Origin of the sequence: Pseudomonas sp. NLJ1 (genome assembly GCF_049486705.1) — a bacterium.
In the GTDB taxonomy this organism is placed as follows: domain Bacteria; phylum Pseudomonadota; class Gammaproteobacteria; order Pseudomonadales; family Pseudomonadaceae; genus Aquipseudomonas; species Aquipseudomonas inefficax.
The window spans coordinates 4489236-4510498 of record NZ_CP137735.1 but is presented as its reverse complement, the minus strand read 5'-3'; the positions used below and the strand labels follow the sequence as shown (position 1 = coordinate 4510498).

16 protein-coding genes are annotated in these 21263 nt (G+C 65.0%); 10 read left to right on the top strand and 6 right to left on the bottom strand.

Going from position 1 to position 21263, the window contains the following annotated elements; translation table 11 throughout:
• Window positions 1-46 precede the first annotated feature (46 nt).
• Entirely contained in the window at window positions 47-4912 is a 4866-nt protein-coding gene (locus R9B85_RS20430) for an NAD-glutamate dehydrogenase (RefSeq protein WP_207879706.1), read from the bottom strand.
• A gap of 274 nt (window positions 4913-5186) precedes the next feature.
• Between R9B85_RS20430 and R9B85_RS20425 the strand changes: the two genes are divergently transcribed.
• Complete coding sequence (locus R9B85_RS20425) at window positions 5187-5540, top strand: hypothetical protein (RefSeq protein ID WP_112252093.1); 354 nt, start codon at window positions 5187-5189, stop codon at window positions 5538-5540.
• A 185-nt stretch (window positions 5541-5725) separates the two neighbouring features.
• Here the strand turns inward: R9B85_RS20425 and R9B85_RS20420 are convergent, their stop codons facing one another.
• Window positions 5726-6631 carry a LysR family transcriptional regulator gene (locus tag R9B85_RS20420; protein WP_112252092.1) on the bottom strand — a complete coding sequence of 302 codons (906 nt, stop codon included), beginning with the start codon at window positions 6629-6631 and terminating at the stop codon, window positions 5726-5728.
• A gap of 123 nt (window positions 6632-6754) precedes the next feature.
• Between R9B85_RS20420 and lysA the strand changes: the two genes are divergently transcribed.
• The 3 genes from lysA (at window position 6755) to R9B85_RS20405 (ending at window position 9539) form a co-directional block, all read left to right on the top strand.
• Window positions 6755-7987, top strand: a complete 1233-nt coding sequence (gene lysA / locus R9B85_RS20415; protein ID WP_207879710.1) for a diaminopimelate decarboxylase — start codon at window positions 6755-6757, stop codon at window positions 7985-7987.
• Window positions 7988-8300: 313 nt separating this feature from the next.
• On the top strand, window positions 8301-8744 hold the full coding sequence (locus R9B85_RS20410; protein WP_112252090.1) for an acetyltransferase: 444 nt from the start codon (window positions 8301-8303) through the stop codon (window positions 8742-8744).
• 57 nt (window positions 8745-8801) lie between these two features.
• Complete coding sequence (locus tag R9B85_RS20405; RefSeq protein ID WP_423770524.1) at window positions 8802-9539, top strand: GntR family transcriptional regulator; 738 nt, start codon at window positions 8802-8804, stop codon at window positions 9537-9539.
• 46 nt (window positions 9540-9585) lie between these two features.
• Here R9B85_RS20405 and R9B85_RS20400 read toward each other — a convergent pair whose 3' ends face one another.
• Complete coding sequence (locus R9B85_RS20400; protein WP_423770523.1) at window positions 9586-12666, bottom strand: MexW/MexI family multidrug efflux RND transporter permease subunit; 3081 nt, start codon at window positions 12664-12666, stop codon at window positions 9586-9588.
• On the bottom strand, window positions 12663-13760 hold the full coding sequence (locus tag R9B85_RS20395; protein ID WP_112252087.1) for an efflux RND transporter periplasmic adaptor subunit: 1098 nt from the start codon (window positions 13758-13760) through the stop codon (window positions 12663-12665). Before R9B85_RS20395 ends, R9B85_RS20400 begins: the two co-directional genes overlap by 4 nt.
• 85 nt (window positions 13761-13845) lie before the next feature.
• On the opposite strand from R9B85_RS20395, the gene soxR reads away from it, so the two are divergent.
• On the top strand, window positions 13846-14301 hold the full coding sequence (gene soxR / locus R9B85_RS20390; protein ID WP_016500816.1) for a redox-sensitive transcriptional activator SoxR: 456 nt from the start codon (window positions 13846-13848) through the stop codon (window positions 14299-14301).
• 191 nt (window positions 14302-14492) lie between these two features.
• On the opposite strand, the gene R9B85_RS20385 is transcribed toward soxR, so the two are convergent.
• Entirely contained in the window at window positions 14493-14789 is a 297-nt protein-coding gene (locus R9B85_RS20385) for a DUF3144 domain-containing protein (protein WP_112252086.1), read from the bottom strand.
• Between the two features lie 142 nt (window positions 14790-14931).
• Here R9B85_RS20385 and R9B85_RS20380 point away from each other — a divergent pair, with 142 nt between their 5' ends.
• From R9B85_RS20380 to R9B85_RS20370, 3 genes are all read left to right on the top strand, one after another.
• Window positions 14932-15792, top strand: a complete 861-nt coding sequence (locus R9B85_RS20380) for a CAP domain-containing protein (protein ID WP_215521139.1) — start codon at window positions 14932-14934, stop codon at window positions 15790-15792.
• Window positions 15793-16013: 221 nt separating this feature from the next.
• The gene (locus R9B85_RS20375) at window positions 16014-16796 is read left to right on the top strand and encodes an aldolase (protein ID WP_047932985.1); all 783 of its coding nucleotides are present in this window, start codon (window positions 16014-16016) and stop codon (window positions 16794-16796) included.
• A gap of 44 nt (window positions 16797-16840) precedes the next feature.
• The gene (locus R9B85_RS20370) at window positions 16841-17731 is read left to right on the top strand and encodes a dihydrodipicolinate synthase family protein (protein ID WP_112252084.1); all 891 of its coding nucleotides are present in this window, start codon (window positions 16841-16843) and stop codon (window positions 17729-17731) included.
• A gap of 77 nt (window positions 17732-17808) precedes the next feature.
• Here R9B85_RS20370 and R9B85_RS20365 read toward each other — a convergent pair whose 3' ends face one another.
• Window positions 17809-19116, bottom strand: coding sequence for a DUF2235 domain-containing protein (locus R9B85_RS20365; protein WP_313853479.1), 1308 nt, complete (start codon window positions 19114-19116; stop codon window positions 17809-17811).
• A gap of 231 nt (window positions 19117-19347) precedes the next feature.
• On the opposite strand from R9B85_RS20365, the gene R9B85_RS20360 reads away from it, so the two are divergent.
• Both R9B85_RS20360 and R9B85_RS20355 read left to right on the top strand, forming a co-directional pair.
• Window positions 19348-20307 carry an AAA family ATPase gene (locus tag R9B85_RS20360; protein ID WP_112252082.1) on the top strand — a complete coding sequence of 320 codons (960 nt, stop codon included), beginning with the start codon at window positions 19348-19350 and terminating at the stop codon, window positions 20305-20307.
• Window positions 20308-20311: 4 nt separating this feature from the next.
• Window positions 20312-21256: a DUF58 domain-containing protein gene (locus tag R9B85_RS20355; protein WP_025338269.1), complete on the top strand. Its 945-nt coding sequence runs from the start codon at window positions 20312-20314 to the stop codon at window positions 21254-21256.
• Window positions 21257-21263: the final 7 nt, after the last annotated feature.

Sequence of the window (21263 nt, the reverse complement as noted above, 5' to 3'; positions counted from 1 at the left end):
AAAAGCCCCGGCATCACTGCCGGGGCTTTTCATTTCAGCTCATGGCTCAGGACGGCACCACCGCCGCCTGCCCGCTCATGGCCAGGTCGACCAGCTCGCGGTTGGCCACCGCGTACATCGCATAGTCGGTACCGGTAGCATTGCGCAGGTCATCCAGCATGGCGCGCCAGCGCTCCACCATCACCCGGTGCTGCTCGGCCCACAGCGCCACGCGGGCGTCCATGTCTTCCGGCGCATCGGCCATCTGCAATACCGAGATGGTGATCGCCCGCTGCTGCAGGTCGATGTCGTCGCGGAACGCCTCGCGGGCCAGCGCCTGCCAGTTGTTCTCCACCGGCAGGTTGCTGATTTCCTGCAGGTACCAGGTCAGGTCCAGCGCGCTGCCCACGGCGAAGAACGCCTTGGCCACCTGCGCCGGCTCATGGCCGGTGACATCAGCCGCCTCGATGATCGGCAGCAGGGTGTACAGATGGCTGGTGCCAGCCACCATGCGCGCCAGCAATTCCGGCACACCGGCGTCGACGAAGCCCTGGTAACGCACCATCCAGCGCTCGCGGGTCGGGCCTTCGAGCAACTCGTCGAGCTTGAGCCCCAGTTGCGCGATCTTCGGCCCGAAGTGCGCGGTGTCACGCCCGGCGTCCTGCTCGTTGCGGCGGCTGCGCAGGAACCAGCGGGTGGCACGGCGGCCCAGGCGCATCAGCTCGTCCATCAGGGTCAGCTGGATCTCCGCCGGCACCTGGTAGTCCAGTGCCTCGATCTGGCGGAACCAGTGCGGCAGGTGGAAGATGTCGCGCACGATCACATAGGCCCCGGCCACGTTGGCCGGGCTCATGCCGGTCGACTCCTTCAGGCGCTGGACGAAGGTGATGCCCATGTTGTTGACCAGGTCGTTGGCGATCTGGGTGCTGACGATCTCGCGCTTCAGGCGGTGACGGCGCATGGATTCGGCGAACTTGCTGACCAGCGACGGTGGGAAGGCGGTTTCCATGTCGCGGGTCAGGTAGTCGTCGTCCGGCACCAGCGACTTGAGCAGCTGTTCCTTGAGGTCGATCTTGCTGTACGAGATCAGCACCGACAGCTCGGCGCGGGTCAGGCCCTGGCCGGCGGCCAGGCGCTCGGCCAACTGTTCCTCGGACGGCAGGAACTCGATGGCGCGGTCCAGCTTGCCACGGGCTTCCAGGTCGGCCATCAGGCGCTTGTACTCGGCAATGCGCTCGCGGGCACGGCGGGCCGCCAGCGACAACGCCTGGGTCTGCTTGTAGTTGTTGCCCAGCACCAGGCCGGCCACTTCGTCGGTCATGCTGCCCAGCAGCTGGTTGCGCTGCTTCTCGGTCATGTCGCCACCCTGCACCACTTCGTTGAGCAGGATCTTGATGTTGACCTCGTGGTCGGAGCAGTCCACGCCGCCGGCGTTGTCGATGAAGTCGGTGTTGGTGGCGCCGCCGTGCAGGCCGAACTCGACCCGGCCAAGCTGGGTCATGCCCAGGTTGCCGCCCTCGCCCACCACCTTGCAGCGCAGTTCGTTGCCATTGACCCGCAGCGCGTCGTTGGCCTTGTCGCCGACATCGGCATGGCTCTCGGTACTGGCCTTGACGTAGGTACCGATGCCACCGTTCCACAGCAGGTCTACCGGTGCCTTGAGCAGCGCATTGAGCAGCTCGGTCGGGGTCAGGCGGTCGGCGTCGATGGCGAAGCGCTCTTTCATCTGCGGGCTGATGGCGATGCTCTTGGCACTGCGCGGGAAGATCCCGCCGCCTTCGGACATGATGCTGGTGTCGTAGTCGCTCCAGGCCGAGCGCGGCAGGTCGAACAGGCGCTTGCGTTCGGCAAAGCTTGCGGCTGGCTCCGGGTTCGGGTCGATGAAGATGTGCAGGTGGTTGAACGCGGCCACCAGTTGCAGCTTGTCGGACATCAGCAGGCCGTTGCCGAACACGTCGCCGGCCATGTCGCCGACGCCAATGACGGTGATCGGGTCTTCCTGCACATTGATGCCGCGCTCGCGGAAGTGGCGCTGTACGCCCACCCAGGCGCCGCGCGCGGTAATGCCCATCTTCTTGTGGTCGTAACCGGCCGAGCCGCCCGAGGCGAAGGCGTCGCCCAGCCAGAAGCCGTAGTCGATGGCAATGCCGTTGGCGATGTCCGAGAAGGTCGCGGTGCCCTTGTCGGCCGCCACCACCAGGTACGGGTCGTCATCGTCATGGCGTACCACGTTGGCCGGCGGCACCACGCCACCGTCCTTGAGGTTGTCGGTGATGTCGAGCAGGCCGGAAATGAAGATGCGGTAGCACGCCACGCCCTCGGCGGCGATCTCGTCACGGCTGCCGCCCAGCGGCAGGCGGCGCGGCAGGAAGCCGCCCTTGGCGCCGACCGGCACGATGACCGAGTTCTTCACCTGCTGGGCTTTGACCAGGCCCAGCACCTCGGTGCGGAAGTCTTCCTCGCGATCGGACCAGCGCAGCCCACCGCGGGCCACGTTGCCAAAGCGCAGGTGCACGCCCTCGACCCGTGGCGAGTAGACGAAGATCTCGAACTTTGGCACAGGTTTGGGCAGCTCGGGGATCAACTTGGGGTTGAACTTGAAGCTGAAGTACGACTTGTTGAGGCCGTTGGCGTCCGGCTGGTAGAAGTTGGTGCGCAGGGTGGCCTTGATCAGGTCCAGGTAGCGGCGCAGGATGCGGTCTTCGTTGAGTACCTGTACGTCGTCCAGCGCGGTCAGGATGGCTTGTTCCAGGCGCAGCTGCTTGTCATCCAGGTCCTCCTGGGTGAGCTTGCGCGCCAGGTAGAAGCGGGTCTTGAATAACCGGGTCAGCTCGCGGGCGATGTCGGTGTGGTTGTTCAGGGTGCTGGCGATGTAGCCCAGGTCGAAGCCCAGGCGAATCTGCTTCAGGTAACGGGCGTAGGCGCGCAGCAGCGCCACATCACGCCATGGCAGGCCGGCGGTAAGCACCAGGCGGTTGAAGGCGTCGTTCTCGGCATCGCCGCGGACGATGTGGATGAAGGCGTCCTGCAGGGTGTCGTTGAGCTGCTGGATGTCCAGGCTCAGGCCTTCGCTGTAGGTGAAGGCGAAGTCGTGGATCCAGTAGCCGCGGCCATTGGCATGGCGCAGGCGGTACGGGAACTCGCCGAGCACGCGCAGGCCAAGGTTCTCCAGGATCGGCAGCACGTCGGACAGCGCCAGCGGCGTGTCGGCGTGGTACAGCTTGCAGTGCAGGGTGCGCTCGCCGACCTGGGTCAGCGGCTGGTAGAAGCTCATCGCCAGCGGCTTGCTTTCCGACAGGTTCAGCACGTGCTGCAGGTCGACCACTGCCGAATGCGCGGCAAAGCGCTCGCGGTAGCCAGCCGGGAAACCTTTGGGGAAGTCGGCGAGGATGTTGGTGCCCTGGGCTTCGCCGAAGTTTTCGATTACCAGCGCCGAGTAGTCGTCATGCCACGAACGGCAGGCCTGGATCACTTCGCGTTCCAGCTGCTGCGGGTCGATGTCGATGCGGTTTTTCGGGTCTACCCGCAGAATCAGCTGTACACGGGCCAGCACCGATTCGGAGAAGAAGGTCCAGAATTCGCAGTCGCTGGCCTTCAGGCGCTCCATCAGCACCTGCTGGATCTTCTGCCGCACTTCGGTGGAGTAGATTTCCCGCGGTACATAGGCCAGGCAGTAGCAGAAGCGGCCGTATGGGTCCTTGCGCAGGAACACGCGGATCTTGTTGCGTTCCTGGATCTGCACGATCGACATGACAGTGCTGAACAGCTCGTCGACCGGGGTCTGGAACAGGTCGTCGCGCGGCAGCACTTCCAGCACCTGGGCCAGTTCCTTGCCCAGGTGGGCCTTGGGATCGAAGCCAGAGCGGCGCTCGACTTCGGTGACCTTCTGCCGGATATAAGGGATGGCATGCACGCTTTCACCGTACACCGACGAGGTGTACAGGCCCATGAAGCGATGTTCCTTGATCACCTTGCCATCGGCGTCCAGCTGGCGGATCGACACGTAGTCCGGGTAGGCCGGGCGGTGTACGCGGCTTGGCAGGGCGGCCTTCGCGAAGGACAGCAGCAACGGTTCGTTGAGGTAGGCCACGGCGTAGTCTTCGATGCGCAGCTCGTCGCTCGTCAGGCCCACGCGCAGGCGGCGCGGCAGGCCGAGGAACGACTGCTCGTCGTAGACCATCTGGCCGCCATCGGCGTCGCCCTTGACGGTGAATTCTTCATAGCCCAGGAAGGTGAAGTGGTTGTCCAGCAGCCACTCGAGGAACGCCTTGACCTCGCCCTTTTCGTGGTGCGCCGGGCCAAAGGCGGTCTGCTCCACCTCCGCCACCACTTCACGCAGCTTGGCCTTCATCGGTTCGAAGTCGGCCACCACCACCCGCACCTCGGCCAGCACCTGCTCGATCTCGCGGGCCAGTACCGTCAGTTCGGCAGCGTTGGCGCAACGGTCAATCTCCAGGTACATCAGCGACTCATGGCGTACGCCCTCGCCCTGGGTGCCCTTGGGCAGCAGTTCCAGCAGCTCGCCCTTGGCGCCGCGGCGCACACTGAGCACGGTGGTCTGCAGGGTGTGGATGCTGTAGCCGCGGCGGTTGAGCTCGGTGCGTACCGAGTCGACCAGGAACGGCAGGTCGTGGTGCAGCACTTCGACCACGCTGTGGGTCGATTGCCAGCCATTGCGTTCGTAGTCGGGGTTGTACACCCGTACTTGCGGGTACTCAGGGTCGAAACGCTCGATGATGCGCCAGGCTGACAGGGTGCAGCCGGCCAGGTCGGAAAGCCTGCGCTGGGTGAGTTCGTCCAGAGAGATGATGCCGAAGAACTGCTCGGCGAACAGCGCAACTTGTGGCAGGGACTGTTCGCTGATGTGCTGCGCCAGGGCCGCTTGCAGTTGATGCTGGAAGTCGGCTTTGCTGGCTGCGGTGAAGAACGCCATCTGTGGTACTCCGCTTGGGCTTTGTAATAATTGAAGCGTCGCTGCGTGCGCCGTGTACGGATCAACGATAGCCAACCCGTGGCAAGGCGGACGGTAAAACCAGGCGTTGAACGTGCGCAGGCACGCCCAGGGCTCGCCGAAGCTTAACGACTGATCGGTCATCAAGGCTTGCAGCGCTGCGACAATTTCGGTCAAGGGGGGGTAACTTTACGTTTATGCCTGTCGGCAAGGCTGTCAGAATTCCCTTCCGTTCCCCTTGATCCGAGCCTTGTCCATGCAAATCAATACTGCCCTGCTGTTCGCCACCCCTTGCGATGACGAGGAAGACAACATGGCGACCCTGTGCTGCCACAGCGACAAGGGTCAGATGTTCCTGCTGACCCGCTACCCGGACGAAGACACCGTTGACCTGACACTGGATGACGAGCCGTCGACGCTGGATGGCCTGAAAGTGACCCTGAGCGCCAAGCGCCTGCTGATCGAGGTGGCGGCCGGCGACCGCGACGCACTGAAGGGCGATGAGGTGCTGGAAATCAACCTGACCAGCGAGTTGAGCGACATGGATGAAGTGAAGGAAACCCTGGAGAACATCCTGGCCGGGACTGGTACCTTCGTCTGCGAAATCTGAACACTTGCGCGGCCCCTGTGGGAGCGGGCGTGCCCGCGAAGCAGGCGACGCGGTGGCTGGCACCGGCTACGCCGGTGTTCGCGGCCACGGCCGCTCCCACAGGGACCGCATGAACCCGAAACCTGCGCGATCCCTATGGGACCGGGTTTACCCGCGAAGCAGGCGCCGCGGTGGCTCAGAGGGCATCAGATCAGTGCCGCCTGCATCTCTTGGGCCTGTTGCCGCAACGCCTCACAAAACGGCTCCACCGCCGCCGACGCCGGCCGGTGGTCCGGCCTGATCAGCATCACCTGATACGGCACCGACACCCGCAAGCGCCGGATCGGCAACCCGCCCTGCGCCGCCTCCAGGCCGCTCAGCGGGTTGATGATTGCCACCCCCAGGCCCTGCCTGACCATGGCGCAGACCGAGGCAGCACTGGTGGTCTCGATGACCGTGCGGCGGTTCACCCCTGCCGCGCGAAAGTGCTGGTCCAGGCGTTGCCGGTAGGTGTCCAGGCTGGCCAGGTTGATGAAGTCAACCTCGTGGAAATCGCTCAGTTCCAGCTCTGCCCTGGCCTGCAACGGGTGCCCGTCGGGCAGCACGCACACCATGTTGGCACTGAACAGCAATTCGCCGTAGGCGCCACGCGGTATCTGCTCGACCTCGGTCAGGCCCAGGTCATGCTGCTGGGCCACCAGTGATTCCTCCAGCAACGGCGACTCCTGCGCCAGGATACTCACGCTCACGCCCCGGTGCTGCTGGTGAAAGCGCTGGCAAGCCTTGGGCAGCAAGGTCTGGGAAAACAGCGGCAGGCAGGTAATGGCCAGCCGGCCCTGCTCGAAATTGCGGATGGCCTGGGCAAAGCGGTCGATGCGCTCCAGCCCCACGTAAGCCCGCTCAACCTCCTCGATCAACAGCAGCGCCTGGGCCGTCGCCACCAGGCGGCCACCTTCGCGCTCGAACAGGTTCAGCCCGGTAACCTGCTCCAGCCGCGCCAGTTCGCGGCTGACAGTGGGCTGCGAGGTGAACAGCAGGCGCGCAGCCCCGGTGACGCTGCCAGCGGCCATGATGGCGCGGAACACTTCGATATGGCGGACGGACAGTTTCACAGCGATACCTGGTAAGTCGGCAATAGCCATATCAGATATGAATGGCTGACAGAAAAATAGCTATTTTTCTGAATTCCTGCTTTGGCTCATCCTCATGGCCTTCTTTATATGAGTAGCGCCGCCATGACTGCACCCTTCACTCTTCTGGCCGAGGCTGTCCGCCAGCACGGCTCGCCGCTGTGGGCCTACGACGCCGGCACCATCGCCGAGCGTGTCGAACAGCTGAAGGTGTTCGACACCGTGCGCTTCGCCCAGAAGGCCAACCCCAACCTGCATGTGCTGCGCCTGATGCGCGCCCACGGCCTGGTGCTGGACGCAGTGTCGCTGGGCGAAATGGAACGGGCTTTTGCTGCGGGTGCAAGCGTAGATGGCGACCCTGCCGGCGTGGTGCTGACCTGCGACGCGCTGGATCGGCCAACCCTGGAGCGGGTGGTGGCCTCGAAGATCGAAGTCAACGCCGGCTCCATCGACATGCTGCGCCAACTGGGTGAACGTTCGCCCGGCCACCGCGTGTGGATCCGCATCAACCCCGGCTTCGGTCACGGCCACAGCCGCAAGACCAACACTGGCGGCGAGAACAGCAAGCACGGCATCTGGCATGAAGAGCTGGGCGAAGCGCTGGCCTGCGTGAAAACCCATGGCCTGCACCTGGTAGGGGTGCACATGCACATCGGCTCGGGGGTGGATTATCAGCATCTGGAGCAAGTGGCGCGCTCGATGATCGAGCTGATCGGCCGCCTGGGCGTGGACATCGAAGCGTTCTCCATTGGCGGCGGCCTTTCCACCCCGTACCGCAGCAGCGACAAGCCGGTCGACCTGCAACGCTACGCCCGGACCTGGGCCGTGGCCCGCAAGGAGATCGAAGCGATGCTGGGCCACCCCGTGCGCATGGAGATCGAGCCAGGGCGCTTCCTGGTGGCGGAATCGGGCTACCTGGTGGCCGAGGTACGCGCCGTGAAGCAGGTGGGCCGCAATACCTTCGTCATGATCGACGCCGGCTTCAACGACCTGATACGCCCTGCGATGTACGGCGCCTACCACAGCATGACCCTGCTCGACGCCGACGGCCATCCGGTGCAGCGCCCATGTCAGCCGACCGTGGTGGCCGGGCCGCTGTGCGAGTCGGGTGATGTATTTACCCAGGATGACCAGGAACTGACCCCACATGACCTGCCCCAGGCGCAGGTGGGTGACCTGCTGGTGATCCACGACGCCGGGGCCTATGGCGCGTCGATGTCGTCAAACTACAACAGCCGGCCGTTGCTGCCGGAATTCCTGATCGAGGATGGGGCGCTGCGGATGATTCGCCGCAGGCAGACGGTGCAGGACCTGCTGGGCCTGGAGGCGGGCTTCTAGACACTGTTTTCCAGGCATGTGCGCAACCTCTGTGGGAGCGGCTTCAGCCGCGAAGAATCCAACTCGGTGCATGGCACCGGCTGCGCCGGTGTTCGCGGCTAAAGCCGCTCCCACAGGTATGGCGCCCCCCACAGGTACGGCGCCGGGCTTGAGGGCAGTGCTTGCTTGTGGGAGCGGGTTTACCCGCGAAAGGGCCGGCCCGGGCGACACATCAGCTGGTGCCTTGCCCCACCGTCCATTGCCCCGCCTCACATAATCCGGGTACCCTTTTTCTTCCTCCCTGCCCCGACCATATACCGCCAGGCACGACTCCATGATCATTCGCCAAAGCATCGCTGCAGATCACCTGCAACTGCTCGATATCTGGCTGCGCGCCGTACGCGCCACCCATCATTTTCTGCAAGCCTCCGACATCGACGCGCTGCTGCCACAACTGCGCGACGTCTACTTTCAGGCCGTCGAACTCTGGGTTGCGGTTGACAGCGAAGACCGCCCGCTGGGCTTCATCGGTTTCAATGGCGACCACGTGGAAATGCTCTTCGTCGACCCTGAGCGTCACGGCCAGGGCATAGGCCGCGCACTGCTGGATTTCGGCCGCCAATCGCGCAGCACGATGAGCGTCGATGTCAACGAGCAGAACCCGCAGGCAGTGGGCTTCTACCAGCATTACGGCTTCATCCAGACTGGCCGCTCACCGCTGGATGGCGAAGGCCGGCCGTTCCCTTTGTTGCATATGAGCTTGCCCGCGCAGGCTTGATTTCCGGGGCCGCTTTGCCCCCGCCGCTGTTACAAATTTGCGAGACAGACCAAAGCTATGAACCCGACGCGCTATTCCATCGTGGCAAAGGACTTGATGGAAGGCATCGCCAGCGGCCGCTACCCGGTGGGCAGCCTGCTGCCAACCGAGTTCGAGCTGTGCGACCTGTACGATGTGAGCCGACACACGGTGCGCGCGGCGATCAACCAGTTGCTCGACCAAGGGCTGGTATCGCGGCGCAAGCGCGTGGGTACCCGGGTGGAGGCCAGCAGCCCGCGCGGTGGCTACTCGCAGTCACTGGCCAGCGTGGCGGAACTGGCGCACCTGGCAGAAACCCAGCAACGGGAAATCCAGGACGTGCGCCACTTCGTCGCCGACCTGAGCGAGGCGGCGCGGCTGGGGCTGGTTCCGGGCGAGCACTACTTCTGCGTGTCGAGCATCCGTGTCGACCGCGCGCACAACGCGGCGCCGCTGTGCTGGACCGATGTGTACGCGCAGCGCGACTATGCCGAGGTCATCGAGTTGGCCCGCGAACACCCCGACCAGCTGATTGCGGGGCTGATCGAGCAGCACTATGGCCGGGCGATCGCGGTGGTCGACCAGCAGGTGCGGGCAGTGTTGCTGAGCGCGGAAATGGCCCGGGTGCTGATGGCCGACGCAGGCGCGCCGGGGCTGAAGATCATTCGCCATTACCGCGAGGAAAACGGCGACCTGATGGCGGTGTCCGAGACGGTGCACCCGGATGACCGCTTTACCCTCGTTACCCAGATGCGCCGGGACAGGTCACCGTCCTGATCGAGTAATCGGGGCCGCTATGCGGCCCCAATGGCCCGGTTCCCCTTCACATACCCAGCACCCGCTCAGCCTCCGCCAACTGCCGCCCCCGCACCGTGGTCACCCGATGGTCTCGCGCCAGCAAGGCATAGATCGTCGGCAGCACAAACAGGGTAAACAAGGTCCCCACCAGCATCCCGCACACGATCACCACTCCCAGGCCAAAGCGACTGTTGGCCCCGGCGCCGCTGGCGAACAGCAGCGGCAGCACGCCGAAGGTCATCGCCGCCGTGGTCATCAGCACCGGCCGCAGGCGTATCTGCGCAGCGCGGACGATGGCGCTGGCACGGTCGAGGTTGTCACGCACCTGGATCTCGTTGGCGAACTCCACCATCAGGATGCCGTGCTTGCTGATCAGGCCGATCAGGGTCACCAGGCCGATCTGCGTGTAGATGTTCAGCGTGGCCCAGCCCAGCGCCAGCGGCAGCAGCGCACCGCAGATCGACAGCGGCACGGTCACCAGGATGATCAGCGGGTCCACCAGGCTTTCGTACTGCGCGGCCAGCACCAGGTAGATCACCACCAGGGCGGCGAGAAATGCCCACATCAGGGCAAAGCCCTCCTGCACGTACTGGCGCGACTCCGACTGCCAGTCATGGCTGAAGCCAGGTGGCAGTTCGGCGGCAAGCTGTTCGAGAAATGCCACGGCATTGCCCATCGACACACCGGGCGCCGGGATCGCCTGCAGGGTACTGGCGTTCTGCTGGTCGAACTGCAGCAAGCGGTTGGGCGCCACTTCGATGTCCAGGTGCACCACCGTGGCCAGCGGCACCAGACTGCCGTTTTCGGCGCGTACGTACTGGCGGTTCAGCGCCGCCGGCGTCAGGCGCTGGTCCTGGATGCTTTGCGGGATCACATCGTAGGAGCGCCCGAACAGGGCGAAGCGGTTGAGGTACTGCTCGCCCACCAGCACACCCAGTGACTCGCCGATGGCCTGCATGCTGATGCCCAGGCTGGCCGCCTTGGCCCGGTCGATGCGCACCTTGACCACCGGGTTGTTGTAGTCGAGGTCGCTGTCCACCACGCTGAACAGGCCGCCGTCACGGGCGCGCTGCTTGATCATCTCCATGGTCTGGTACAGCTTGGGGTAGTCCTGTGCGCTGCGCAACACCATCTGCACCGGCAAGCCACCGCTGGAACCCGGCAGCGAGGCCACCTGGAAGGCGAAGATGCTGCTGCCCTCGATGTCCGCCACGGCCTGCTGCAACTGCGCCTGCACCTGCGCGGCGGAACGCTCGCGGGCCTGCCAGGCGCTGAGGTTGATGCCGCCGAAACTGGCGGCCGGGCCGTCGGTGCCGTTGATGATCCAGGTGTCGGTGGTTTCGGCGAGGGACTTCATCACCTGGTCCAGCTTCAGACCAAAGCGCTCCACATAATCCAGGCTGGCATGCTGCGGCGACTTGATGGCTGTCAGCACCGCCGCCTGGTCCTCGGGCGGGGCCAGTTCGCGCTGCGGCAGCAGGTACAGCCAAGGCAGGCTCAGGCACACCAGAAGCGCCACCCCACCACTGATCCAGCGATGCGCCAGGGTGTAGGCGAGTACTCGCCCATAGGCCCCGGTCAGCATGCCGAACAGGCGGTCGGCCATGTTGGCCATGGCGCCATGCTGCTGGCCGGGTTGCAACAACAGCGAACTCATCACCGGCGACAGGGTGAGCGCGACGATGCCGGACACGATCACCGCCCCGGCCAGGGTCAGGGCAAACTCACGGAACAGCGTGCCGGTCAGCCCGCCCATCAAGCCGATTGGCGCGTATACGGCGGCCAGGGTCAGGGTCATGGCGATCACCGGCCCGGCGATTTCCCGCGCCCCGGCCAGCGCCGCGACAACCGGCGACTTGCCCTCTTCGATATGGCGGTGCACGTTCTCCACCACCACGATGGCATCGTCCACCACCAGGCCGATGGCCAGCACCATCGCCAGCAAGGTCAGCAGGTTCAGGCTGAAGCCGAACAGCAGCATCAAGCCCGCCGCACCGAGCATCGACAGCGGGATGGCCACCACTGCGATCACCACGCTGCGCAGCGAACCCAGGCACAGCCAGATCACCAGCACCACGATCAGCATGGCTTCCACCAGGGTGCGCAGCACTTCGTCGATCGAGGCGTCGATGAAGCGTGCGGTCTCGTAGGCCAGCGCCACCTCCACCCCAGGTGGCAGGGTCTGGCGGATCTGCGGCAGCAGCTGGCGAATGCCTTCGACGATCACCAGCGGGTTGCCGGTCGGGGTGGGGAACAGCCCCAGGTGCACGGCGGGTTTGCCGTTCATGGTGGCGCTGGTCTGGGTGGCTGCCGCGCTCAGCTCGACGGTACCGACATCGCGCAGGCGCACCAGGTCGGTGCCATCGTTGCGAATGATCAGCTCGCGGAAGTCCTCGACCCGGGTCAGGTCGGTATCGACCTGGATATCGGCCAGCACATACTGCCCACGCACCTGCCCCGGCGTCGCCTGGTAGTTGTTGGCACGCACCGCCTGTGCCACATCCGCGGCCGTCACACCGCGCCCGGCCATCTGCTCGCTGTCCAGCCACAGGCGCATGGCCAGGCGCTGCCCGCCGAACGACTGCACCTTGGCCACACCGTCGATGCCGGAGAACTGCGGTTCCACCACCCGCGACAGGTAATCGCTAAGTTCGGGTATCGACAAGGTTTCGCTGGCAAAGCCCACGTAGGCCACCGCGGTGGAGTCACCTGCCGACAGCTCCACCACAGGGTCGTAGGCCTTTTCCGGCAGGCGATAGCGCACCTGGTTGACCTTGGCCATGGTCTCGGCAAGTGCCTGGGTCGAGTCGCGATCGAGCACCATGCGCAAGGTGATCAGGCTGCGCCCCTGCTGCGACGACGAGGACAGGTAGTCGATGCCCTCGACCGACGACACCGCCTGGGTGATCGGCTGGGTCACGAAGCCTTGCATCAGCTCGGCGGAGGCACCGGGGTACTCGGTGCTGATGGTGATGGTGGAGGTTTCCAGCAGCGGGTACTGGCGGATCGGCAGCTTGCCCATGGCAAACAGCCCCAGCAGGATGATCAGGCTGCTGACCACCAGCGCCAGTACCGGGCGGCGGACAAAGAGGTCGGTGAACTTCACGATTGCCGCCCTCCCTGGCTGGCCTGCAGGCTGTCCTGCGCCACGGGCTCGACCGGCATGCCGTCGCTCAGTTTCAGCTGCCCGGAAACCACCACCTGGTCACCGGGCGCCAGGCCTGAGGTGATCTCCACCCGCCCTTGCCAGCGCTCGCCGGTAGTCACCCGTACCCGGCTGACCCGGGTGCCATGCTGCGGGTCCCGGGTAGCGACGAACACCGTCTGCCCGTAGGCGGTGTAGGTGATCGCGGTTTCCGGCACGGCCAGCACGCTTGACGGCTGCGCGGCATCCAGACGCACGCCGGCGTACATGCCCGGCTGCAACTGCCCGCCCGGGTTCGGCAAGGCCGCCTGCACCTGCACCAGGCGCGCCTTGCTGACCACCGGGTCCACCGCTACCACCCGGGCCTGGAAGTCCTGCCCGTGCACCGCATCCACCGTAAGCGCCAGCGGTTGCCCCACGTGCACCTGCGGGGCGGCTTGCTCGCCCAGGGAAAAATTGACATGCAGCTGGCTGATATCGGCCAGGCTGGCGATGGTCTCACCAGCGCTCAGGTACTGGCCCTGATGCACCCGGCGAATGCCGAGCTTGCCGGCAAACGGTGCACGTATGGCCTTTTGCGCGATCAACGCCTCGACATGCTGCAGCTCACCGCTGGCCACGTCCACGGCGGTGGCGGCATTGTCCAGCAGCTCCTGTGACACGGCGTTCACCGCGCGCAGCTTGCGGCTGCGCTGCAGCACCACTTCGGCATTGCGCAGCCTGGCCCGCAACTGCACACGCTGGGCTTGCTCCGGGGCATCGTTCAGCTGCACCAGCAACTGCCCTGCACTCACCAATTGCCCCGACTCGAAGGCGATGCGGGTGATGCGCCCCGCCGTCTCGGCCGCCACCTGTACCTGGTTGACCGCCTCCAGCTCTCCCGAGGCAAAGTTCTGCCGTGCCAGCTGCACCTGCTCGGCCGTGGCCAGGGCCACCTTGGTCGCCGGCCATGCCGCTGCAGCCGGTGGCGCCGAGCCGCTGCCGACCAATGCATGGGCAGCGCCCAGCACACCTGCAACAGCGCCAGCCCAGGCCAGTAACGTCCTTTTGTTCATGCAGTGCTCCGATCATCAGGGAAAGCGGTTGCGGAGAAGATCGGGCAGGACTATAAGAGCTCAACTTAACTTGAGGTCAACAGGCATGGCAGCGGACAACACACGGATGCTGACGGTAGGGGAAGTGGCCAAGCGCAGCGGCGTGGCGGTGTCTGCGCTGCACTTCTACGAGACCAAGGGGCTGATCGCCAGCGTGCGTACTGCGGGTAACCAGCGCCGCTATCCTTCACTGGTTTTGCGCACGCTGGCCATCATCAAGGTGGCGCAGCGCACGGGTATTCCGCTTGAGGAGATCAAGCAGGCCTTCAGCCGCTATGCGCCCAACAGCAAGCTCACGGCAGCGCAATGGGGCGAGATGTCGACCGCCTGGCGCGAAGACCTGAACGCCCGCATTCGCACCCTGGAAGCGTTGCGCGACAGCCTGGACAACTGCATTGGTTGCGGCTGCCTGTCGCTGGAGGATTGCCCGCTGCGCAACCCCGAAGATGTGCTGGGCAAGGAAGGTACCGGGGCGCGGATTCTGGAGAAGAAGGCCCGATAAGGCTGCACTGGCAGGTAGAGGACTGAATCCGCAAGCGGTCCGCGTACCCTGTGGGAGCGGCTTTAGCCGCGAAGAATCCAACGCGGTGCATGGCACCGGCTGCGCCGGTGTTCGCGGCTAAAGCCGCTCCCACAGGGTCCCTGCTAGTTCAATGAGCCGTGTGCAGTTCCATGAGATCGCGCCCCCATGGTTCAGTCGCCTTTACCCAGCACAAACCGGTCAAAATGCTCGATGTGCTCGTCCAGGTTGTCCTCGAGCATCATCCGGTACTGCTCGCAGAAATACTTCAACAGCTCCTCCCGCGCGGCAGCCAGCTCGGCACTGGTCTTGAAGCTGCGGGCGCTCATCCAGGCATTGAAGCGCGAGGCGCCGAAGGTCAGTGAGGCACTGACCTTGCCCAGGTCTTCGATTTTCTCGATCTGCTGGTTCGCCAGGTCGATATGCGCATCGGCGCGGTCATAAAAAGCCTGATCGGTAGCTTGTGTCATTGCGTTTACCTTGTTGCAGCATTCAAGTTGAGTACTAGCGAAAAATTGTACCCCGTGCACGTGAACCTGTATTGAGGCGCACAGTCTTAGCCGAGCCCTCAATTCGGCTTTGCCGCCGTCATTCACCCGAGCCATTCACCCCATGCGCCAAGCAGTCCGTCGCTCCCCCTTCGTCTCGCTCTGCCTCATTCCTTTGTTCCCTCTGTTCGCCAACCCCGCCCATGCCAGTGGGGAAAGGCAGCTTGTGGCAGCCATCAACGATTATCGCGCCCAGCCACAGCGCTGCGAACGGCGCGTGATCCGAGGCTCGACGCCGCTGGTACTGAAGCCGAAACTGGCGTTGCCGGTCGGCTACAGCGGGGAGTTGCGGCAGGGATTGAAAGCTGCGGGTTATCAGGCGGTGAAGGTGCGGGCCATCCGTCTGGTCGGCGCGCTAGATGCCGAGGAGGCCTTTGACATGCTCCGCAGCGACTACTGCGCAGCCCTGCTCGATAGCCAATATGCCGATATCGGCGTCAGTCGCTCACGCAACGAATGGCGGGTGCTGCTGGCTCGGCCTCTGCTCGACGCCCAGCTCGGCGATGGGCGATCGGCCAGCAACGCGTTGCTGGCACAGGTGAACGCTGCACGGGCGAAGCCGCGCCTGTGTGGTCGCAAGCGCTTTGCCGCTGCACGCCCGTTGACCTGGAGCACCGCCCTGGGAACGGCGGCGCAGCGCCACAGCCGGGCGATGGCCAACGACAATTTCTTCGCGCACCGCGACCTCGACGGTGATCTACCCGCGGATCGGGCCTGGGATGCCGGCTACCGTGGGCGGCAGATCGGCGAGAACATTGCCGCAGGCCAGGGCTCACCGAGCAAGGCGATGGCAGGCTGGCTGGCCAGCCCCGGGCATTGCGCCAACCTGATGAACCCGATGTTTACCCAGGTGGGCGCGGCCTTTGCCGAGAACTCGCGTAGCGATAACGGCGTTTACTGGACGATGCTGTTCGGCGCGCCTTGAAGGGCACGTGCCAGCCCTGTGATCAGGGCTGGCCTGCCGATCGTTGCCTGCACCACCTCTGACAACCCGCCATACCTCGCCGCCGCGCAGTCCGCATGACTGGCGCTGTCGATGACACATCGCTTGCATATGACACTTTGTGTCATTAATATCGCAGCTGTGTCCTGACGGTGTTCCTCGCCGATCAGCCAACCATCGCCCTTTCCGTGCAGGTACCGCCCATGACGACCACCATGCAGACCCCCAAGGACCAACTGGTCAAACTCGCCCAGCAGCAGATGCTGACGGCGCTGGCCGACAACACCTACACCCCTCGACAGAAACTCGCCCTCACCTGCCGCATCCTGTTCGACGGTGGCCACGACTCCGGCCTGGCCGGGCAGATCACCGCCCGCGCCGAGCAGCCTGGCACCTACTACACGCAACAACTTGGCCTGGGCTTCGACGAGATCGCCGCTTCCAACCTGCTGGTGGTCGACGAAGACCTCACCGTGCTGCAAGGCCGCGGCATGGCCAACCCGGCCAACCGCTTCCATAGCTGGCTGTACCGCGCACGCCCCGACGTCAATTGCATCATCCACACCCACCCACTGCACAGCGCCGCCCTGTCGATGCTGGAAGTGCCACTGGCCATCTCGCACATGGACTTGTGCCCGCTGTTCGACGACTGCGCGTTTCTAAAGGAATGGCCCGGCGTACCGGTGGGCAACGAAGAGGGTGAAATCATCTCCAGGGCGATCGGCGACAAGCGCGCGATCCTGCTTTCCCACCACGGCTTGCTGATCGCCGGTCGCTCGATCGAGGAAGCCTGCGTCCTTGCCATGCTGTTCGAGCGCGCAGCAAAGATGCAGCTGCTGGCCATGGGTGCCGGTGACATCCGCCCCATCCCGGATGCCCTGGGCAAGGAAGCCCACGACTGGATCTCCACCCCCAAACGTCATGGTGCCGCGTTCAGCTACTACGCGCGCCGTGCCTTGCGTGCCCATGGCGACTGCCTGGGCTGACTGAAGCTGTACGCTTTCCCCAACAACGGCAGAGGTGCCTGGTTATGTCTACACCTGTAATTCGCGGCGTTATCGGTTACACCATCACTCCCTTCATGGCAGACGGCACGCTCGACCTGGATGCCCTGGGCCTGTCCATCGACCGCCTGATCGCCGACGGCGTGCACGCCATCGCACCGCTGGGCAGCACCGGCGAAGGCGCCTACCTGTCCGACAGCGAATGGGAAACCGTGGTGCGCTTCAGCCAAGCGCGCATTGCCGGCCGCGTGCCCAGCGTGGTCAGCGTCTCCGACCTGACCACCGCGCGCACCGTGCAACGCGCCCGCCTGGCACAGGCATGCGGTGCCACGGCGGTGATGGTACTGCCCATCTCCTACTGGAAGCTCACCGAAGCCGAAGTGGTTGCCCACTACAAGGCGGTGGGTACGGCCATCGACATTCCGATCATGCTCTACAACAACCCGGGCACCAGCGGCACCGACCTGTCGGTGGAGCTGATCCTGCGCATCCTCGGCGAAGTGCACAATGTGACCATGGTCAAGGAAAGCACCGGCGACATCCAGCGCATGCACCGCCTGTTCAAGGCCACCGATGGCCAGGTGGCCTTCTACAACGGTTGCAACCCGCTCACCCTGGAAGCCCTGGTGGCCGGTGCCACCGGCTGGTGCACCGCCGCGCCCAACCTGATCCCGACGCTGAACCTGGCGCTGTGGGATGCGGTCCAGCAAGGCGACCTGGCTGAAGCCCGCGCGCTGTTCTACCGCCAGTACGAACTGTTGGAGTACATCACCCGGCGCGGCCTGCCCACCACCATCAAGGCCGGTTTGCAGATGCTCGGCCAGGATGTCGGCGCTCCACGCCTGCCCCTGCAGCCGCTGGATGCGCAAGGCAGCGCCTACCTGAAGGGCCTGCTGGACGCCGTTCTCGGCAATTGACGCAGGTCCTGTGGGAGCGGGTTGACCCGCGAACACCGGCGCAGCTGGTGCCATGCAAACCCCCTCCCACAGGCGGCTCAAGCGACTGGATTGGCATGCATCACCCGCCCCCCTGCCCTCGGCCGATTGACGAACAACACATCCAGCACACTGTTACGCAACCCCTTCAACGCATTCCAGTTCGCCGACGCATGCACATACCTGTCGCGCAACAAACACAGCTCATCCTCGGTCAACCCAGGCTCTTCGCATTCACCCAAAGCAAATCCGTGCAACTTGCGGCTGATGCCCAGCAACTCCTCCGGCAACCGATGCTCAGCCTGCCCGCCCAAAGGCGCAAACGGCACACCCGCCCGCACCGCCAACTCGCGCATGATGCTCAGGTAAACCCGGGAAAGCTGCCCCGCTACTTCCCGCTCGCGATACACCGCCGCATAAACCTGCTTCTGCGCCTCGCTCGGCAGGCCACCGGGAATCGGCTCCTCCCAGACCAGCACCTGCGGCCTGGGCGCCCCCAGTTCGCCGAATGCCGACCCCAGCAAGGCACTGACGCTGGCATGCACGCGAGTCTTCTCGGCGCGCATACCCTGCGGCACCCGCTGTGACTGCGGTTTGCACAGCAGCACCTGCTCCTGCGCGGTATCCGGGTAACCACCGCCAATGTTCGAATGCACGCCCGGCAACAGGATGTCATGGCCACTGCGCACCAGCGGGAAGTTGTGCCGCTGCTCGTCACCCGCCACCAGTTGCACCATTTGCCGGGCAATGCCCGCGCCCAGGCCCAGGCGCAAGCCACCATGGCGGTCGTCGGCGGGATCGAAGTCACCCTGCAGCGGCGCGATGATCGCCGCCACTGTGTCGAACAGGCCGATGAAGTTGATCACGATGCCGCAGGGTGCAGCCAAGCGTTCGCCGCCGCCATCGTGCAAGAGGTTGGCCAGATGCCGCACCGCCGCCGCGCCCCGGCTGAAACCGAACAGGTCGAACTCGACCCGCTCGAGCCTTGCCTGTGGGTGCGCCCGAAGCCAGTCCCGCAGCTGCCCGGCAATCCCCGCCAAGGCCTCCTCGACCCGCGCCTCGGTCCCCCTGCTTCCGCACCCGGTGGCCGAGGCATAGGCATGGTCCGCCTCCCCCGCCAGGGTGCCCACGCCCTCGACATAGCGCTTCAGAAACGCCATGGTCCCGTCAGCATTGGCCCCCTGCGCCGGGTATAGCGCATGCAACAGGGCCACATTGCTCAAGGCATTGGCATAACTCGCCCCCTTGCCCGCCGGTGCATCCACCGCCATCACATTGTGATGGTTGTTACCGGTGCCATCGAAGAACACGCCAAAACGCAGGGTGAGCGGCGTGATGCGTGCAGTGCTACAGCTGTTCAGGTCCATCTTGGTGCCTCCTGCTTGTGCAAAAAGCACAAGCAGGCGCCAGCACACCGCTGCGGGCTATCAGCCAATGGCCAGCCACATGCAGGACAATTCCGGACCTGCATGGCCCCTGGCAAGGATAAATTTCCCTGCCGCCATTGGTCGCCACCCCCCCGGATGGATTAAAGTATCACCCCTTGCCAGGGCAGCTGCTTCCAGCCGCCTGCGGCCCCATACCAGGAACCGTCACCGATGGAACACCGTGAAGCGCTGATCGCGCTGCGCACCTTTCTTTCTTCCCAGATCCTCGGCCAGGAGAAACTGGTCGAGCGGCTGTTGATCGTGCTCCTGGCCGACGGCCACATGCTGGTCGAAGGCGCGCCGGGCCTGGCCAAGACCAAGGCCATCAAAGAGCTCGCCGAAGGCATCGAGGCGCAGTTCCATCGCATCCAGTTCACCCCCGACCTGCTCCCGGCCGACATCACCGGTACCGAAATCTACCGCCCGGAAACCGGCAGCTTCGTGTTCCAGCAGGGGCCGATCTTCCACAACCTGGTGCTGGCCGACGAAATCAACCGTGCCCCGGCCAAGGTACAGTCCGCCCTGCTCGAAGCCATGGCCGAACGCCAGGTCAGCGTGGGCCGCAGCACCTACGACCTGTCGCCGCTGTTCCTGGTGATGGCCACGCAGAACCCGATCGAGCAGGAAGGCACCTACCCGCTGCCCGAAGCCCAGCTCGACCGCTTCCTGATGCACGTGAAAATCGGCTTCCCCGACGCTGCGGTAGAGCGGCGCATCCTGCTGCAGGCCCGTGGTGAAGCCCTGGGCGGCGAGACCAAGCCCGAGCGCCGGGTCAGCCAGCAGGCGATCTTCGCTGCCCGCAAGGAAATCCTCGGCCTGTACATGGCCGACGCGGTGGAGGAATACCTGGTGCAGCTGGTGATGGCCACCCGCACCCCGGCCAAGTTCGATAGCGAACTGGCCGACTGGATCGCCTACGGCGCCAGCCCGCGTGGGTCCATTTCGCTGGACCGCTGCGCGCGTGCCCACGCCTGGCTGGCCGGGCGCGATTTCGTCAGCCCCGAAGACATCCAGGCGGTGCTGTTCGACGTGCTGCGTCACCGCATAATCCTCTCCTTCGAGGCCGAGGCGGCAGGGATCGACCAGGACCGCGTGGTCCAGCGCATCCTCGACGTCGTCGCCGTTGCCTGAGCCCATGCCCACCGCGTCGCTGGCCGAACCCGGCATCCGCATCGGCCTTGCCGAGCTGATCGACATGCGCCACCGCGTGCGCGAAATCCAGCTGTTTTCCCGGCCCGGCCAGCGCAGCCCGCTGGTGGGCCTGCATCACTCCAAATTGCGCGGACGCGGTGTGGACTTCGACCAAGTGCGCGTGTACCAGGCCGGCGACGATGTACGCAACATCGACTGGCGAGTTACCGCGCGTACCCAGGAGCCGCACACCAAGCTGTTCCATGAAGAGCGCGAACGCCCCATCTTCATCCTCGTCGAGCAGAGCCAACGGCTGTTCTTCGGCTCGGGGCTGATGTTCAAGTCGGTGCTGGCCGCCCAGGCCGCAGCGCTGTTCGGCTGGGCCGCACTGGGCCATAACGACCGCATCGGCGGGTTGGTGTTCGGCGACAACGAGCACCACGAAATCAAGCCCCGGCGCAGCAAGCAGAGCCTGCTGCAACTGCTCAACCGCCTGGCCAAGGTCAACCAGGCGCTGCACACCGAAGCCAGCCCCGGCGCCGACAGCCTCGGCCTGGCCCTGCGCCGCGCCCGCGAAGTGCTGCGCCCCGGCAGCCTGGCCATCGTGATCTGCGATGAGCGCTCGCTCACCGCCCAGGTGGAGCAGCACCTGGCCATGCTCTCGCGCCATTGCGACCTGCTGCTGATGCCGGTGTCAGACCCGCTCGACCACGCCCTGCCCGCCGCCGGCCTGCTGCGCTTCGCCCAGCGTAGCGCACAGCTGGAGCTCGACACCCTGGACGCCAACCTGCGCCAGGCCTACCGCCAGCAGGCCGAAGCGCGTATCGAGCGCTGGGAACTGATGGCGCAAAAGCTGCGTGTGCTGTTGATGCCCCTGAGTACCCAAAGCGAAATGATCGAGCAACTGCGCGAATACCTGAATGCCCAGCGGCCGCGGAGCGCGTCATGAAGAGCAG